Consider the following 16,608-nt stretch of genomic DNA (forward strand, 5'->3'; position numbering starts at 1 on the left):
AAAATGTTGATATATAATAAATTATGGTTAAGTTGAGTGATCCCGAATTGTTTCTGCATCTTAAGAATTCCATTGAAAATCAACTTGAATGGGGGGAAACAGCTCATTGGAGTACAGCTGATTTTGAAAAACTTTCGGACAAGATACAGGAGAAAACGGGAGTAATACTTAGTGTTTCTACGTTGAAGCGGATTTTTGGTAGGATTGATTACCAGAGCAAACCAGCCCTCACGACATTAAATACATTGGCGCGCTACGTTGATCATGAGGACTGGCGGGCTTTTCGGAATGCTTATGCACAGAAATATATACCGCAGGAGCAGGCATTGCATAAATCCGCTTTTGAACCAAAGGTGAAGAAAAGAAAACAGCACGGTCCTATATTTATTATCGCTATTTCATCTGTTTTCGTCCTTGTCTTGGTCGGACTTTTCGGTAATAGGTTTATTCCAAATAGGAAGCCTATTAATAATAGTGCCTTCCACTTCTCGTCGAAGACAATGCTGACAGAAGGCTTGCCAAATTCGGTCGTTTTTAATTACGATGCTTCTGCTGCAAATGAAAACGATTCGGTATTTATTGCACAAAGTTGGGACACCAGCCGTAAGATACAGGTGGATAGAAAGGGCAAACACCATTCTGCGATTTATTATTATCCAGGTTACTTTAGAGCTAAACTGATTATTGGGAATAAAATTGTTCGAGAACATGATATACAGATTAAAACCAATGGCTGGCTAGGATTAGTAGAAGCAGCCTCGGGAAAGGAGCCTTTGTATTTCAAAAAAACTGAAATCGTGTTACCCCATGAAACTGCCATTACTCAGGAATTGTTGAATAGCTATAACGTCGACCTCCTCCCTGATGCTCCACTGGTAAGACTTTACAATCAAAAGGATACGACAGGAGTTATGACCGACAACTTTAGTTTTGAAACAGACATCAAAACAGGAGCGAGCAATAATGGTAATAATTGCCAGCGTGTGGAAGTACTCTTACAGGCTAAAAACGATATCATCATTGTACCTTTAGTAAATACAGCCTGTATCGGTGACATAGCTCTTACAGCTGGTGGCTTTTATACGGATAGCAAACAAGATGACCTCAGTGGATTTGGCTGCGATCTTTCCAAGTGGACCAAGCTTAAAATAGTTTGTAAAAATCAGCAGGTTAAATATTGGATCAATGATAAACCTACATACACTACGATGATTAAAAATGCACCAACTGAAATAGTTGGTCTGCAATATCGTTTTAAAGGGGCAGGTTTTGTTAGAAATACCCGTTTAAGTGGGTCGGAGAGGAAGGATATTAGTTTTTGATAGGTAAACCAATTATGCATATGATGATACTAAAAAAGATATTTCCTTTTTTATTTTTCTTACCGCTAGCTTGCTTGGCTCAGCAAGAAAAAGGAAAGCCTTTCGAAATACAATTTGATATCTCGGGACTTTCCAATGGCGCAAAGCTTCAATTGAATAGCTTCCAGGAAGGTGGTCGGTCCTATGACGTCATACTTAAGGATGGAAAATGTGCCATAAAAGGAACTCTAGAGGAGCCTTCTTTATATGTACTAACGGCAAAGCCCAATTTGAGGGCAGTCATCTGGATTGAACCGGCTCGCATGAAGATATTAGGCGATAGTTTACATTTTTCGGATATAGCGGTGCTGAATTCCAGATCACAGGCTGATGCCATCCCAATCAATAGGCAACTGGATCCCATGTGGAAAGGAGCAGCTGAGCTTGACCGAAAAATTGAAATTGAAACCGATTCGGTCCAACTGGTGGAGTTGAAAATAGCATCGGACCATTATTATCGGTCCATCAGACAGTTGAGAGTCCACAATATTTTTGATAAAACACCGTCTTATCCACTTATGCAGGAACTCTATTTCTTAAGGACATCATTGACAAGAGATTCCTTGCAGTTGGCTTTTGATAGGTTCCCTCAGAATATGAAAAAAAGTAGAACAGGACGGTTCTTAAAGGAATTTCTCCAAGCAAAGGAACTTAGAAGAGGGGATCTGGCTCCAGCTTTTATTGTCAAAGACCTTAATAATAATGATGTGAATTTGACTGATTTTCGGGGAAAGATTGTTGTTCTCGATTTTTGGGCTGCTTGGTGTGTGCCTTGTAGAAAAAGTAATAAGAAGCTACCGATGTTGTATGCTAAATATAAAAAAAGAGGTCTAGAGATCCTATCTTTTAACCTAGACACAAATAGGGAGATTTGGAAGAAAGCAGCGGTCGAAGACGGCATATCCTGGACCAATGTGGGCGATCAGCAAGCGCTGAATAGCAAAACAGCAATTAACTATCGGGTGCAGGGATTACCAAAGGTTTATATCATTGATCGAAATGGTTTTATCATAGATACCGGAGGATCTGGGGTGGACCTAGAACGTACTATAGAAGAATCTCTCGATCCTTTGCTTTAAGATCCAGTATAAAAAATAGAGTAGGAGCAGAGGGGGAGGTTATGACCTTTCCTAAATGCAGGAAAGGTCTTTCTCCAATGACGTATGTTTTATTCTTCTGATGTGTTCTTTAGTTGCATTAGGAGCGTGTAGGCATTTTTGCTAACGATTTTCTTCCCTTCAAAATCGCGGTAATTCAATACCTTCACTAGTCCTTTTTGAGGCTCCTCAACTGCTATTTCCGCCAGGCGATAATTGCTGTTTCCTTCCGATATGAATACATAATTTTTTCCTTCAAAGTCTACGATACTTTCTTCAGGCAGAGCGTGCCCCAACGTAGCCGTTGTTTGTATTTCAGCATTCATGTATACACCAGGTATCATATTCTGATCATATTTGTCCAAATGACAATGCACATCTGTCATGCCGGAGGGATCGACATCTTTGCCGATCAAATGGATTTTTCCATTGTACTTTTTACTTGGGTTAGCATTGGAGTACGCCAATAGAAGCTGTCCAGGGTGAAGCTGTTCAAGATCCTTTTCATAGACTTTGAGGTTCAGATGGATATCCGTTGGATTGATCAATTCGAAGAGGATATCCGAAGGATTCACATATTTCCCGATGTTGACATTAACCTTGCTTACATAGCCATCTATAGTGCTGTATACGGGAGCACTTTTTCGAATATTTCCAGCAGAAACTGTACTGGGCTGAATATGTATGAGCTCTAGCTGTTTTGCAATGGCATTCATTATAATCTGTTGACTGTTCATTTCGGCCTGAGCTTGCTGCATTACTTTATCGCTACTCGCCTGATTCTGGTTGAGTTCCTTTTGACGTCTGAAGTCAAGCTGGGCAAAATGTAACTTTGATTGGGCCGAGAGATAATCTTGCTGAAGCTGCACAAACTGTGGATTTTCCACAACTGCTATAACATCTCCTTTTGAAACCTTCATACCAGGAAGCAGCTTGGTACTTTTTAAGTATCCTCCTAAAGGAATGCTTACCGACACGAAGTTTTGAGGCGGAACATCTATTTTTCCATTGACTTTTAAGATGTTGGTTATCGGTTCGTCCGCAAGCGTTACTATTTCTAAATGCACATTTCGCAACTGGGCATCTGTTAGGGAAACCAGGTTTTCGTCTTTGGGGCCTGGTGGCGTGGAGGCTGCACTTTCCGTATTTCGATGGCAGGAAATACAGACGATAGCCAACACATAAACCATATAGTGGGATAAAAGATTTTTCGTTTTCATTTTTATCGATTTATCATAATGTAATGAAGCAGAATGGCATTTTCATTGAGCTGCCACAACGCATCCGTATAATTACTTTTCAGTAGGATTGCTTGGTTGACCAAAGTGACAAATTCGAGATAATCTATGGCGCCGTTTGAGAATTTTTTCTGTACGGTTTCAAAGACGATTTCAGCATTCTTGAGTCCTTCGGTTTCATATTGATCGACAATATCAAGACTGGTCTGATAGCGTTGAGAAAGCTCTTGTACTCTTTTTTTAAGCTCAAATTGTGCATTTTGCAATTCGTCGCTGGCGATGGTTTCCGCTAGACGTGCAGTCTCGATCCGAGCTCTCTGTCCTTTGGAAAATAACGGTACGGCAACACCTAACTGTACAGAATGGAATCGCGGACTTGCGTCGTAGGTCCTGTTATCTGGACCGGTACCTTTAAAACTATTTAGATTATAGCCTAATAGCAACTCGGGGAGCAATTTAGATTTTTCAACCCTTGTTGCTTGTTCCGAGACTATTTTTTCTTGTTCCAATACCTTGAGCAAAGGATGATCGGTTATTGATAACTGACGAAATTCGATCTTTTCCATAGAACTTAGGGTGTAGGTCTCTTCCGTATTTAGCAGCCACTGGAATTGCAATTGAAGTCCCTTTATCTCATCACGTACCTGCCTCAATTGGATCGTGATAGCTGCTTTTTGATTCTTCGCGGTTACACTTTCAAGGGCATCACTTTCACCTGCTTTTTGACGTAGAATGGTTTTGTCGAGAAAGCTGCTATACAATGACAGTGCTTTAGTCAAAAGCTGTTCCTTTTGTTGCCAATACAGTATGTTGTAATAGGTAAGACTGACAGCCTTTTTAAGCTCAAACTCTTTGAGAGAGACTTGTAGTTGACTTCTTTTCCATTCTTCGGTATAGCGGGCCCGTTGCCTTTTGTAGACCGCAGGAAAACCAAAACGTTGACTGATACTGACCTTTGTATCCTGATAGGCGCTATTGATCTGGCCATAATCCAAACTGATATCCATCTGCGGAATATCGGCAGTGGATGACCCTATTAGCGCTTTGGCATAGGCAGCTCTTAGTTTTTCAATTTTTATGTTACGGTTGTTTTGGAGAGCGAGTTCAATAGATTGATCCAAAGTAACCACAGTCTGTGCTGTTGAATTGTTTGTTGTTAAAAAAATAAATGCAATCAAAAGAGGTGCAACATGTCGTCCTTTTAATTTATTGAGTTTAAATCCCCGTTCTATAGTTACATAAAGCAAAGGGAGAACGAATAATGTTAATAACGTTGCTATAAGCAGGCCACCAATGACAACAGTTGCCAATGGGCGTTGTACCTCAGCTCCAGCGCCATTGCTCAGTGCCATGGGGATAAACCCCAGTGAGGCAACCGAAGCGGTCATCAAAACGGGGCGCAAACGATTTTCTCCGCCATCGACAACAATGCGTACAATATTGCGGATGCCACTTTTTTGAAGCCTGTTAAATTCGGAGATCAATACGATACCATTGAGGACAGCCACGCCAAATAAGGCTATAAATCCAACCCCGGCACTGATACTAAAAGGCATTCCCCTTAGTGCCAACAGGAAAACCCCACCTATAATCGATAATGGGATAGCACTATAGATCAATAAACTTTCTTTAACAGATTTAAACGCAAGGAATAGAAGTATAAAGATTAAGGCTAAAGCAATAGGGACAGCAATCAGGAGGCGTTGTTTGGCATTATTGAGATTTTCAAAAGAACCGCCATATTTGATGGAGTATCCTGTTGGAAGTTTGATTTCCTTATCAATTTTAGCTTGTAGTTCATGGACGATACTTTGTACGTCACGGTCTTTGATATTAAATCCGACGACAATCCGGCGTTGTGCGTTTTCACGTTGGATCTGATTTGGCCCTTGCTCAATGGCCACACGTGCCAATTGGGAAAGTGGAATTTGGTTGCCCGTAGGCGTGGGGATTAAGAGGTTACGGATATCGGTAATATTCTTTCGGTCCTTGGCAGCTAGGCGGACGACCATGTCAAAGCGTTTCTCTCCTTCGAATACCAGACCTGTACTCTGTCCAGCAAAAGCAGCATTTATGGTTCTATTTACGTCAGCAATGGAGAGTCGATGCTGGGCGATCATTGGACGGTTATAGGTTATGACGACTTGTGGAAGTCCGCCAATAGGTTCGACGTAAAGATTTTGGGCTCCTTGGACCGTTTCAATGATTTTACCTATTTGCTGAGCATGTAAGGCCAGAGAATCGAGGTTGTCTCCAAATATTTTGAGGACAACATCCTGCCGCGCCCCCGTCATCAGTTCGTTGAACCGCATTTGGACGGGGTACTGAAAGCCGGCCGTAATACCGGGTACATCCGTCAAGGCCATACTCATTTTTGAAGCAAGTTCTGGAAATGTATGGGCCGAAGTCCATTCTTTTTTGTCTTTTAGGATAACCATCATGTCTGATGCTTCCATTGGCATAGGATCGGTTGGCACCTCGCCGCTGCCAATTTTGGTGACTACTTTTTCGACCTCAGGAAATCTGCTTTTCAGAATATGGGCAGCCTTTTGAGTGCTTTCAATGGTCGTAGTCAGGTTACTGCCCGGAAGAACCCGCGTGTCGACTGCAAAATCTCCTTCTTCAAGTGAAGGAATAAATTCCCCGCCGAGGTGACTTAGTGTAACTACGGCAAGTATAAAAAGCGAGATAACCAATGCAAGAATAGTCTTTGGAAGTCGGAGTACTTTGAGTAATACATGGACATAAAATTTTTCAAGTCTTTTCATCAGCCGATCCGAAAGCGAAGGTTTGCTATTTCTCGCACGAAGTAATATTGAACTCATCATCGGTATATAGGTGAGCGATAAAAGGAACGCGCCTAATAAAGCAAATGCAACTGTTTCGGCCATGGGTTTGAACATTTTACCTTCGATTCCTTCCAATGTTAAGATGGGGAGGTAAACGATCAGGATAATGATCTGTCCAAAAACAGCACTGTTCATCATACGACCGGCTGATGCTGTCACCATATCATCCATTTCAGAAGCGGGCACCTTGAGCAATTCTTTGAATCGTTGCTGCTGCATAAGCTGATGCATCACAGACTCGACAATAATGACAGCCCCATCAATGATTAATCCGAAATCGAGTGCACCGAGACTCATCAGGTTACCACTCACTCCAAAGAGGTTCATCATGCAGATTGCAAATAGCATGGCTAAGGGAATGACGGAGGCCACGAGCAATCCAGCCCGTATATTGCCTAGGAAGAGTACTAGTACAAAGACGACAATTAATGCTCCTTCCAAGAGATTTGTCTGCACCGTACTGATGGCATTATTGACCATTTTGGTACGATCAAGAAAAGGTTCAATAAGGACACCTTTAGGCAATGTTTTTCGGATTTCCTCTACTTTGGCCTTTACATCTGCAATGACTTGGCTGCTATTGGCGCCTTTTAGCATCATCACGACGGCTCCAGCAACTTCACCATTGTCGTTGTAGGTCATCGCGCCATAGCGGGTTGCATAGCCAGGTTGTACTTGAGCAATGTCCCGAATGAAAATCGGTAGGTCGTTTTGCTTACCCGCAATCGCAATATTTTGGATGTCGTCAATGTTGCCGACCAGTCCTTCGCTTCGGATATAAAGGACTGTTGGTCCTTTCTCAATGTATGCGCCGCCGGTGTTTTGGTTGTTGGCATTTAGTGCGTCAAAGACATCGTTGATTGTAATCCCATAGGCATTGAGTCTGTCAGGGCTGACAGCGATCTCATATTGTTTCAGCTTTCCTCCGAAACTACTGACTTCAGCTACGCCTTTGACGCCTAGCAGCTGCCTTCTGACAATCCAATCTTGGATAGTACGCAGTTCGGTTACATTATACTTGTGCTCGTATCCCGGCTGGGGTCGAACGACATATTGATAAATTTCTCCAAGACCTGTAGAAATAGGGCCAAGCTGGGGAGAACCTATGCCTGGAGGAATTTCTTGCTGTACCTGTTGCAGACGTTCAGCGACTTGTTGCCGGGCCCAATAGACATCGATGTTGTCATCGAAGACAATGGTTACAAGGGATAGCCCAAATCGCGAAAAACTCCGGATTTCCTGTAATCCAGAAATATTACTGTTGGCCTGTTCGATTGGAAAGGTGATTAATCGTTCAATATCCGTTGCACCAAAAGAAGGGGCAATAGTGATGACCTGCACCTGATTGTTGGTAATATCAGGTACAGCATCAATAGGAAGTTTGGTCACCTGATATGTGCCTATCCCGATTAATGCCAACATCAGGAGTGCTACAATGAGTTTGTTCTTTACAGAGAACTCAATGATTTTCGTAAGCATAATAAATAGATTCTGTTAAATCGTAAAATAATAGCGGAAGACTTCAGCCAAGCGTAGAATCGCAGCGATAAAAAAGGATGCAATTGTGACATGACAAAACTTAAACTTTTACTGACGTGAAAGTTATGGTCGGGTGGAAGTCTTCAACCGAAATAATAAGAAGTATGATGTATTAACAGAATTTGGGCGGCTGCCAAATGGAAGTTATGAATGTATCCTCTATAAACTGATCATTCCAAACAGCGGTATTGTTATTTTTTTCGGGTAAGGATCTATTTTTAATTTTGATAGCAGCAATTTGGGGGCACACAAAAACAGCGTTGTATGAGGTTGTATGCATCATAAAAGGAAGTTTTTGATCTTTCTCATAGTCATCGTCATGTGGGTGATTCTCTAGGTGGTACCCACTGTAGTGTACGTTCAGAAAATCGACGACAGAGAGGCTTGGATTTTTTACTTTGTGCTCAAAATAATGCTCAATCAACAACGGAAATCTCAATAATTGTGAAATTTCGGTTGCCGACGCGATGTAAATCGTCAAGAAGCATATAGCCAGCAGCTTTTTCATCCTAAACAAAGCTATAAAAAATATCATTAAAATATTAATCAAACTTTTCAACGTTCTGCAGCGTTTTATTGAAAAACAAACAAAATGATTGCTGAACCTTAAAAAATTGACTAACCTGTGAACGATATGTGCTAAAGCATAGTCACAGCCATAACAGGTTGCTTAAGGCTAGGTATAAATTTTATAATTCTTTTAACGTATTTGTTGATCAAAATTTATTTCGAATGACTAAAAATACCCCCCAAAAGGTAAATGACCATCTTGCTAATGAACGAACTTTCCTTGCTTGGATCCGGACGAGCCTAGGGATTATGGGATTCGGTTTTGTAGTTGTTAAATTTTCATTATTTATTCGTCAGATTGAGCTCATTTTAAAAAAAGATGTAGTTGCAGGCTCACAGCATGAACATTCTGGCGCTGTTGGCGTTTCCATTGTAGTCATAGGTGCATTGACAGTTATTGTCGCTTTCTTTAAATATCGTAAAACGAACAAACAAATTGAAGCGGAAAACTTTACTCAAACTTCAAATAGCATCACGATTGTGGCTGTGTTAATTTTTGTCATAGGTATTATTCTGAGCTGGTATCTTATCGATGGTCTTTAAGGAGAAAGCGTTAGATCTAGTTCGCGCTGGAATGATTATTCACGCTAACTAGATCTAAATTGACCGTGCATTCGCTATTTACGATACGGGCAAAATATATTATTGCGATGTACACTGCGCGACCGTTATTTGCTTTATTGCGCTACGTTTTTCTAGAAACTGTCGTAGGGCGATCATCAAAAAAGCAAGAAAACCAAAGCCCATCGTAAGCCATGGCGAAAATTCTACACCTTTCGAAACGATAATCCAGCCACCTACGGTAGTTCCCAAGGTTACCCCAAGATTGCCAAATGAAGTCGCTAGACTATTGGCAAATTCTAGCGCCTCGGGTGCAGAGGAAATCATATAGGTAGATGCGTTTAAGAAGCTAGGAGAATAAAGAAATCCCCACAAGGCAATCGTACAGACCGTGGCGAATAGATTGCCATCGGAAAAATACAGTAGTAAGGGGATAATAAGTGTACCCGATAAGAAAAAGGCCGTGGTAAACGTAATATTTCGGTTGAGCATTTTCCCTGCAACCCAGTTAGCAATGACTCCGATAATACCAAATACAAATAACATATAACTAATCATGGTACTGTCCATATTCTTTGCTTTGTTTAAATACTCGGCGAAGTAACTATAGGTAGAAAACCAAGCTGATACCATAAAGAAATTCATGGCGGTGCTGACCAAAAAGATGGGCTTGGTTAATATTTTCATTTGACTTCCATAGGTTTTTTTTTCTTTCACGGGCAACGGAGGAATGTTAAGATAGATCGCCAATAGCGCGAATATACTGACAACTGCCTGTATTGTGAAAGAATATGTCCAAGAAGAGAGACTGGCAATGTAGGTGGCGAAGGGGACGGTTGTTACCATGGCTATCGCAACACCACTGAAAACAATACTCATAAGCTCATTTTCATTCTGTTTCCCCCCTTTTAAAATGGCGACAGACAATGCTGTTGCAATATAGACAGGTTGGAGAAAGGCCGGAAGAATTCTTACAATAAGCAGTAACCAAAAAGGAGGGGATAATGAAGAGACAATCGCTGTGACTAAGAAAATAGCGATGGCAGTTAACATGACTTTCTTGCGGTCGAATCCCGAAGCGAGTAATGTCATAAATGGCCCAGTTATCGCAATGATCAAAGCAAAAGCACTCAATAAATAACCTGCTTTATCGATACTGATATGATAATGATCGGCTAGTTGCGGTAAGATGCCAATAATGCCAAACTCTGTTGTGATTACTGCGAGAAAACCCAAAGCGCCTATATATGCGTATTTTTTCATAAATAAAAACTGTTGTGTATGATTAATTATACGAGCAAATGTAAAGGCAAATACTTGCTTCTGGGTGTCAAGCAGCTATTTGTGTGTTACTAACAAATTTGTAAGTAATGGAAAAAGAAATTGTTATATTGGTCGGATTGTGGCGAACCCAAGGAAGGAAGAGAATGTTGTTTGATGTATAGCGCTTAAAGTCTGACTAATTGCTTCCATGATGGATTTTATACCTTATTTCCTGTAAGGCTACTAAACTTATTGCCAAGTTTGTCCTTATAAAAATCGCCTTCCTTCTTAAAGCTTCTTGCATCTACTTCTTCAAGCAACTGGTTTTTATAAAACACATTTTTTGTGTCTTTTCCAAAATCATTGCCCAAGGGTATAAATGTTTTTACATCGGCACCTGGGATTATTTCCTGATTATAGAACACGTGACTTTTGTCTTTTGAATAGGAGTTGCTTCCGTAAGAGTCAATTTCTTCATCAATAGGATATAATTTAAAAGAGGGGGCATCAACATGCGCATATTTAAAATCTTTTCCTCTGAATAGAATAGTTTTATTGTCGATATTGATATGGTCCTGATCAAGCACACGAATTTTGTGAATGGTGTTAAATGGCCTCTTTACAATAGCTAACCCCTGTTGAAATGGCGGATAATAAATCGTGTCATAAATTTTTATGTAATATTTGTTAATCGCTTCAACGTTTCCAGTATTGGCTAAAATTGCCTCAAAGGTACCAACATTAGGTGAAATATATACGGAGTCTTTATCCTTTAGAAAGTAATCGTTGATGAACGAAAAGGTGTTCCTGTCGACTTTTATGGGATCATTCGAATAGAAGTAATGATCCTTGTCGCGTGCCCAGTTTATATGACCCGCAACCGCTTCATATGTCTTCGGATCTGCGCCTTCGATAATATGGAAGCCCAGGACCTGATCGATATAATAAACGTGAAAACGATCTTTTGGAATCTGCTGGTCAACATAAAAGGAACTTTTGTCCACAAGTTTTTGGGGCATCCCACGAAAATAGACCTCATTTTTGTCTTTGGCGATATCTTCTGACAGGACTTCAAACGATTTGGCGTCAGCCTGCATTTGTGAAATACCCAAGCTAAACCAATTTCCATTCTGACAATAAGCGATCTGCCCTTTCGAATCAATAAAATAGGAACCCGATTTTTGTTTATTGACGGGTTGGCCAATATTTCGACAAGAAATAAGAAAACAAGAAAAAATACAAGCTACAAAAAAAGCACGTTTTATAATTTTTGTAATGCAGATATGTGCTAACATATTCTTTTTTTAATTAGTTATTACCAATTATTTATGAGGGTAATTGCATAAAACTTGCCCCAATAACCTTTAATGAGTTGTCAATGCGTTTCCAGGTTCTAAAATACCGGAATTTTCCTTCGAGTGGTGCCCCCATAACCTGACCTTTGGCCGTCATCGTAACGACTGAAAGTGCGGTATCTCCCACGAGCTTGATCGCATTGATTTCTGTTGTGGCTTGTTCAATAATCATTGCCTTTGACCTATGCGCATTTAGATCCACTTCTTTTGTTAGCATTTGGCCATCTGGCGCAATTGCTACCAGGCTATCGTACAGAAGGAGGTCAAGAGCATCTACATCACTTGCTAGCTGAGCCGCAAAAAGCTGATTCTCAGCTTCGACAATATCTTCTTTTGTTATTTTGTCCATAGTTAAATCTGATGATTACCATCTTTGTTTTAAGTGTTTATTATTTTAAAAATACTAAATCATTGTTGAGCTTTCGCCATTTGACAATTTCTTTTTTGCGCGCTATGTTCCACGAGAACAGTAACTGTTTAAGTTCCTTATGACAATTTGAGATAATTAATTACACCTTCTTTTAGCTCCTTATTTATTTGGTGTAGGTAGCTTTTTAGCCAGATATTTTCATAGTCTGCACGCTGTTAGTACTATACGGAGAAAAGCGGCAAAAAAAAAGGTTACTGGTTCATGCTTCTCGTGTCGGTTGCAGTAATATAATTTTCAGGGGATATAGTTGTAGCTGTTTAGCTACAAGGGTGATTGGTTATGGCATTATTTCTGTCTTCGAAATTTTTGGATAATGGGAGAGTTTTATTGAAGGTAGGGTCGAAAATATTTTAATTTATGATGTTCTTTTACAGCGCGTGTGTTACGTTACAATGGATTGTTTTATATTTTGAGTTACGAATTTGTAGCATGTTGTAGTCGATTTGTTGTCATTCTAGTGTGTTTTTGTGGTCAAATTGAAGCCTTTTAACCCTTGATTAAGTTTTGAATTTTTGGCTTATTTGTTTGAGAAAGATTTCAGCCATAAATCAACTGCCAATGAAAGGTTCCTGCCGAAAAGTAACAAGATACAGATGCTCAATTAGTTGTTGTACACCACTTATCGGTCGTTTACATTGATCAAAAGCTGTTATATGAATCTTATTTGAAATCAAGAAACTAATAATTAAAGGTCTTATCATGGTAAAGGGTTTATTTTTTAATCAAAAAATTTCTAGAGATATTACAAGGTCAGGATATATTCCAGTATATGCCATAAAGATGAAAAAAAAGCTCTTTTATTCGTTGGAAAAGACATATTTAAGTAAAGGATATGTTACGCCGTTATTGCATGTGACCTACCAATGGAGAACGAAAGGATTGTTAGGAAGTGGCGCCAAGGATATTCAATTAAGTCAAAATGGACAGGGAACTGAAATTGTTGAAGTGTTGAACACAATTGAAAGAGATCTTAAACATCGACAATATCATAGTATATTTTGGGGAAGCATGGTGTCATCTTATTTCTTATGATTCTTACGTTAAGTTTCTTCTTCAGAATAAAATATAAAGCTCAGACAGATGAATGTATAAAACTAAGAATACGGAATGATGATTTAGAAAACCGACTAAATGCTGAGCTTGACTATCAAAAAGACGATCGGATGAAATTGCTTTCTCAAATACAAGTACTACAATCACAAAATGAACAGATGCAAAAGGCTGCTCTTTTTGATGCATTGCAGATCGAACGCAAAAATAAACTCCTTGATCATTTGAAGGTCGTACTCGTAGAAACTGAGGGCAATGAACATGCTGGTGTATTTGAACGGATGATAAAAGATGAACTGCGATTTGATGAAGTAACGGGACAACCTATTCGCGAATTTCAAACCATCAACCCTGATTTTTTTCTAAAGCTAAGAACGCTGTCTGAAAACAAGATCACTGCACTCGAATTAAAGCATTGCGCATACATGTACCTGCAGCACAGTACACTTGATATTGCGACTGCATTTCATATTGAACCCAAAAGTGTTCGTGTGACGAAGTATCGAATAAAACAAAAGCTGAAATTAGAAAAACAGGTGGATCTCGAAGCCTATTTGCAAAGTCTAGTTTAGACCGAGATGATAAGCTGTGATTTATTTTTTAGGGCACATTTTTTATTGCTTTCCGCTGAAGCCGATAGGTTGTTTATTTGGGTTAATTTGTTTGATTTTGTATTTTGTATTTTTCTTTACGTTTTTATCTATTTGTTTTATAGTTTGTTATATTCTGAGGTGGACTACGTTTGTATCGCATTATACCGTATTCTTCTGTTTTTACTTGGTTGATTATTAGGTTGTTACGTATTGTGTGGTCAAATTGTAGTCATGTTTGTGGTCAAAATGTAATCTTTGTTTTTAAATAATTTTCTTCTTTCGTGTATAAGTTTGCGTAAATGTTGTTGGTAATGTTGTTTAGGTCATTTTTAGGCTTAACTCAATTAAGTATCGACTTAATTAAACCAAATTTTAAAAAAAAATGAAAAAAGAAAAGAAAATCTACGAAGCACCTACTATGGAGGTGCAAACAATTGAGCTGGAACAAGGGATTGCTGCCGGTTCGGGCGGTACGGGAACTCCAAATCCTGGTGTTGGCGATTGGGGAAATGGTTCTGGAGGCGAAGCAAATGGTGATTTATAAACTAACATCTATTTATTTAAATTAACAATTTTATGAAAATATCACGTTTAAAGCGTTTAAGTTGGAGCGTTACATCTATTGCCTTATTGTTGGGAAGTACAGTTACATTCTTTGGATGTTCTAAGGAAGACGGTCGTATTGATCAGACTGAGGAAGGGACAAAACTGGATGGTACGAAGCTGGTTCTCAAAGTATCGGGCATAGATGAGACACAGCAGACAGCATCTATCAAAGGTAAAGCCAGTACAAATTCGACTAATTTGAATGGTCCAAAACTATTGGAGTTTCCAGAATTTGACGCATTGATTGAAGTAGATAATAATATTCCATTTAAGGCGGCCCAGTTTACAACCAAGGCCGCAGCAGCATCTGCACAAGGGGCACGTGCCGCCGCGATGGACAATGGCATTACTTATCGTTTATTCTTGTTTTCACAAGACGGCAGCCAATTGATATCATCTACCCAATTTACAACAGGTAGCCAAGGAGCAATTGATGTAACGCAAGGCCAAACCTATAAATGGGTAGCTTTATCTTACAATAATGGTGAAGATATCCCTAACATAAATACGGGCAATACAACCATTGCACTTCCAGCGGGAAAAGATGTGTTGTATGCAATGGGTGAGGTTGCTGTACCCACGGGGGGTGCAAATGTGAATGTTCCGATCAACATTCTATTTAAACATAAATTTGCCCGTTTGGGGGTAGAACTAAATTCGATGGGGATGTTCGCTAATATGACGGGGGCTAAGGTAGAGATCGCAGGAATAAAAACTGCCACAATCGATGTTGTTAACGGTACACTTTCAAACTTAATTTCTGCCGATCAAGAAATAGCCTTTTCAAGTTTTGCGGATATTGACCCGGCTTACCAAGATGCAAAAATCGCTTATGTGTATACTGCGGACCCGGCAGCGGTGTCTGGTGGGATAAAAGTAAATGTTTCAAACTTGGCTTTGAAAATAGATGATAATTCAACGCGCCAATTCTCATCGACTCCAGCGAATTTTGCGTTCAATATTACACCAGTATTAGGAAACAGCCATCGTTTATTGGTCAATTTGTTAGAATCACCTTTAACTGTCGACGGGGTAAGATGGGCGAGACAGAATATTTATTATCAGGCAGGACATAATCCCTATCGTTTTCACCATACCTATGCGCATTCAAATGCCAGAAATACCTACTTTTCATTCAAAGGGCTAGTGCCAGATCGATTCGGGGTCAATAGTGATCCTTGTAACGAAGTTTACCCAAAAGGTGTGTGGCGCCAAGCCAGTGAAAGCGATTTTCGGAAGCTGACCGGCTTTTTGGGAATCGGTGGTCAGAGTCCTACATACGGGACAAGTAACGGTAGAGGTTATTTTGAATATAACGCAAGTGGAACAGCTGCACCATATCCAAATAACAAACTTCACTTTAACTTCAATGGAGGTAGTACCTCTTTCGCTGTGGTGAATGGTCTTGTACAGATCAATCTGGGCAATTTTGGAACACGCGCAGAAATCTGGACCGGTTCCTCGGGTATTAAAATTGGAGGACTACTTGGGTTGGGTGCCTGGTATTACCACGGTGAAAAAGGAATCTTCGGGAATAATAGTGCAGATCTGACAGCAAATCTACTCAACATATCTGTCATTGGTATAGATTTGATTGAGACACAGATGAAAAATGTGCGTTGTGTAAGGAATTAACATCGCGTTCTTATGATGATTAATGAGCTATTTAATTAGAATTTTGGATTTTCGTTTAAATAGCGATAAAAGCGACCTGTTTAACAGGTTGCTTTTTACAATCATAGTGACCTGTTATGTTCCCCTATCTTTAATTAAAAACGCCCGATTGTGTACGCGATATGAGCGTAATGAATAGCCAGTTATAAAAACCAGTTTAATGAATGAAAATAATAAAGCTAGACCTCGATTTACAAAAGAAGTGAAGACGGACGTCATCAATGCAATTGTTAATGGCGAGTTGTGGCTTGAAGAAGCCATGGAAAAATATAATGTACAGGATAGGAGGACAGTCATCATCTGGCTAAGAAAATATTTGCGCGATAGTAATAAACTTACTTAATACTTTGCTATGTCAAATATTGAATAGGTAGCGGATAGCATATTTAACAATTTGATAATACCTGATTCTTAACTTCGCG

Annotated in this window: 14 protein-coding genes; 8 read left to right on the plus strand and 6 right to left on the minus strand. The window is 39.7% G+C overall.

Annotated elements, in window-relative coordinates; translation table 11 throughout:
- Positions 1 to 23 precede the first annotated feature (23 nt).
- On the plus strand, positions 24 to 1,322 hold the full coding sequence (locus BGP15_RS18860; RefSeq protein WP_286770482.1) for a hypothetical protein: 1,299 nt from the start codon (positions 24 to 26) through the stop codon (positions 1,320 to 1,322).
- A 20-nt stretch (positions 1,323 to 1,342) separates the two neighbouring features.
- Positions 1,343 to 2,440 carry a TlpA disulfide reductase family protein gene (locus tag BGP15_RS18865; protein ID WP_172462472.1) on the plus strand — a complete coding sequence of 366 codons (1,098 nt, stop codon included), beginning with the start codon at positions 1,343 to 1,345 and terminating at the stop codon, positions 2,438 to 2,440.
- An 89-nt stretch (positions 2,441 to 2,529) separates the two neighbouring features.
- Here BGP15_RS18865 and BGP15_RS18870 read toward each other — a convergent pair whose 3' ends face one another.
- The 3 genes from BGP15_RS18870 to BGP15_RS18880 form a co-directional block, all read right to left on the minus strand.
- Positions 2,530 to 3,678, minus strand: a complete 1,149-nt coding sequence (locus BGP15_RS18870; protein WP_286770483.1) for an efflux RND transporter periplasmic adaptor subunit — start codon at positions 3,676 to 3,678, stop codon at positions 2,530 to 2,532.
- A gap of 2 nt (positions 3,679 to 3,680) precedes the next feature.
- Positions 3,681 to 8,024: a CusA/CzcA family heavy metal efflux RND transporter gene (locus tag BGP15_RS18875; RefSeq protein WP_286770484.1), complete on the minus strand. Its 4,344-nt coding sequence runs from the start codon at positions 8,022 to 8,024 to the stop codon at positions 3,681 to 3,683.
- 172 nt (positions 8,025 to 8,196) lie between these two features.
- Positions 8,197 to 8,592: a hypothetical protein gene (locus tag BGP15_RS18880; protein WP_046675112.1), complete on the minus strand. Its 396-nt coding sequence runs from the start codon at positions 8,590 to 8,592 to the stop codon at positions 8,197 to 8,199.
- A gap of 224 nt (positions 8,593 to 8,816) precedes the next feature.
- On the opposite strand from BGP15_RS18880, the gene BGP15_RS18885 reads away from it, so the two are divergent.
- Positions 8,817 to 9,197, plus strand: coding sequence for a YidH family protein (locus BGP15_RS18885; RefSeq protein ID WP_046675113.1), 381 nt, complete (start codon positions 8,817 to 8,819; stop codon positions 9,195 to 9,197).
- 99 nt (positions 9,198 to 9,296) lie between these two features.
- Here BGP15_RS18885 and BGP15_RS18890 read toward each other — a convergent pair whose 3' ends face one another.
- The 3 genes from BGP15_RS18890 to BGP15_RS18900 form a co-directional block, all read right to left on the minus strand.
- Positions 9,297 to 10,478, minus strand: a complete 1,182-nt coding sequence (locus BGP15_RS18890) for an MFS transporter (protein ID WP_286770485.1) — start codon at positions 10,476 to 10,478, stop codon at positions 9,297 to 9,299.
- Positions 10,479 to 10,696: 218 nt separating this feature from the next.
- Entirely contained in the window at positions 10,697 to 11,773 is a 1,077-nt protein-coding gene (locus BGP15_RS18895; protein WP_286770486.1) for a DKNYY domain-containing protein, read from the minus strand.
- A 31-nt stretch (positions 11,774 to 11,804) separates the two neighbouring features.
- Complete coding sequence (locus BGP15_RS18900; protein ID WP_286770487.1) at positions 11,805 to 12,182, minus strand: nuclear transport factor 2 family protein; 378 nt, start codon at positions 12,180 to 12,182, stop codon at positions 11,805 to 11,807.
- Between the two features lie 861 nt (positions 12,183 to 13,043).
- Here BGP15_RS18900 and BGP15_RS18905 point away from each other — a divergent pair.
- The 5 genes from BGP15_RS18905 (at position 13,044) to BGP15_RS18925 (ending at position 16,529) form a co-directional block, all read left to right on the plus strand.
- Positions 13,044 to 13,295, plus strand: a complete 252-nt coding sequence (locus BGP15_RS18905; protein WP_286770488.1) for a hypothetical protein — start codon at positions 13,044 to 13,046, stop codon at positions 13,293 to 13,295.
- 131 nt (positions 13,296 to 13,426) lie between these two features.
- Positions 13,427 to 13,885: a helix-turn-helix transcriptional regulator gene (locus BGP15_RS18910; RefSeq protein WP_286770489.1), complete on the plus strand. Its 459-nt coding sequence runs from the start codon at positions 13,427 to 13,429 to the stop codon at positions 13,883 to 13,885.
- 403 nt (positions 13,886 to 14,288) lie between these two features.
- Positions 14,289 to 14,450 carry a hypothetical protein gene (locus BGP15_RS18915; RefSeq protein ID WP_286770490.1) on the plus strand — a complete coding sequence of 54 codons (162 nt, stop codon included), beginning with the start codon at positions 14,289 to 14,291 and terminating at the stop codon, positions 14,448 to 14,450.
- Between the two features lie 32 nt (positions 14,451 to 14,482).
- Positions 14,483 to 16,147, plus strand: a complete 1,665-nt coding sequence (locus BGP15_RS18920) for a hypothetical protein (protein WP_286770491.1) — start codon at positions 14,483 to 14,485, stop codon at positions 16,145 to 16,147.
- Between the two features lie 199 nt (positions 16,148 to 16,346).
- On the plus strand, positions 16,347 to 16,529 hold the full coding sequence (locus BGP15_RS18925; RefSeq protein WP_046675119.1) for a hypothetical protein: 183 nt from the start codon (positions 16,347 to 16,349) through the stop codon (positions 16,527 to 16,529).
- Positions 16,530 to 16,608 lie beyond the last annotated feature (79 nt).

The organism is Sphingobacterium sp. 40-24 (genome assembly GCF_001899705.1).
In the GTDB taxonomy this organism is placed as follows: Bacteria; Bacteroidota; Bacteroidia; order Sphingobacteriales; family Sphingobacteriaceae; genus Sphingobacterium; species Sphingobacterium multivorum.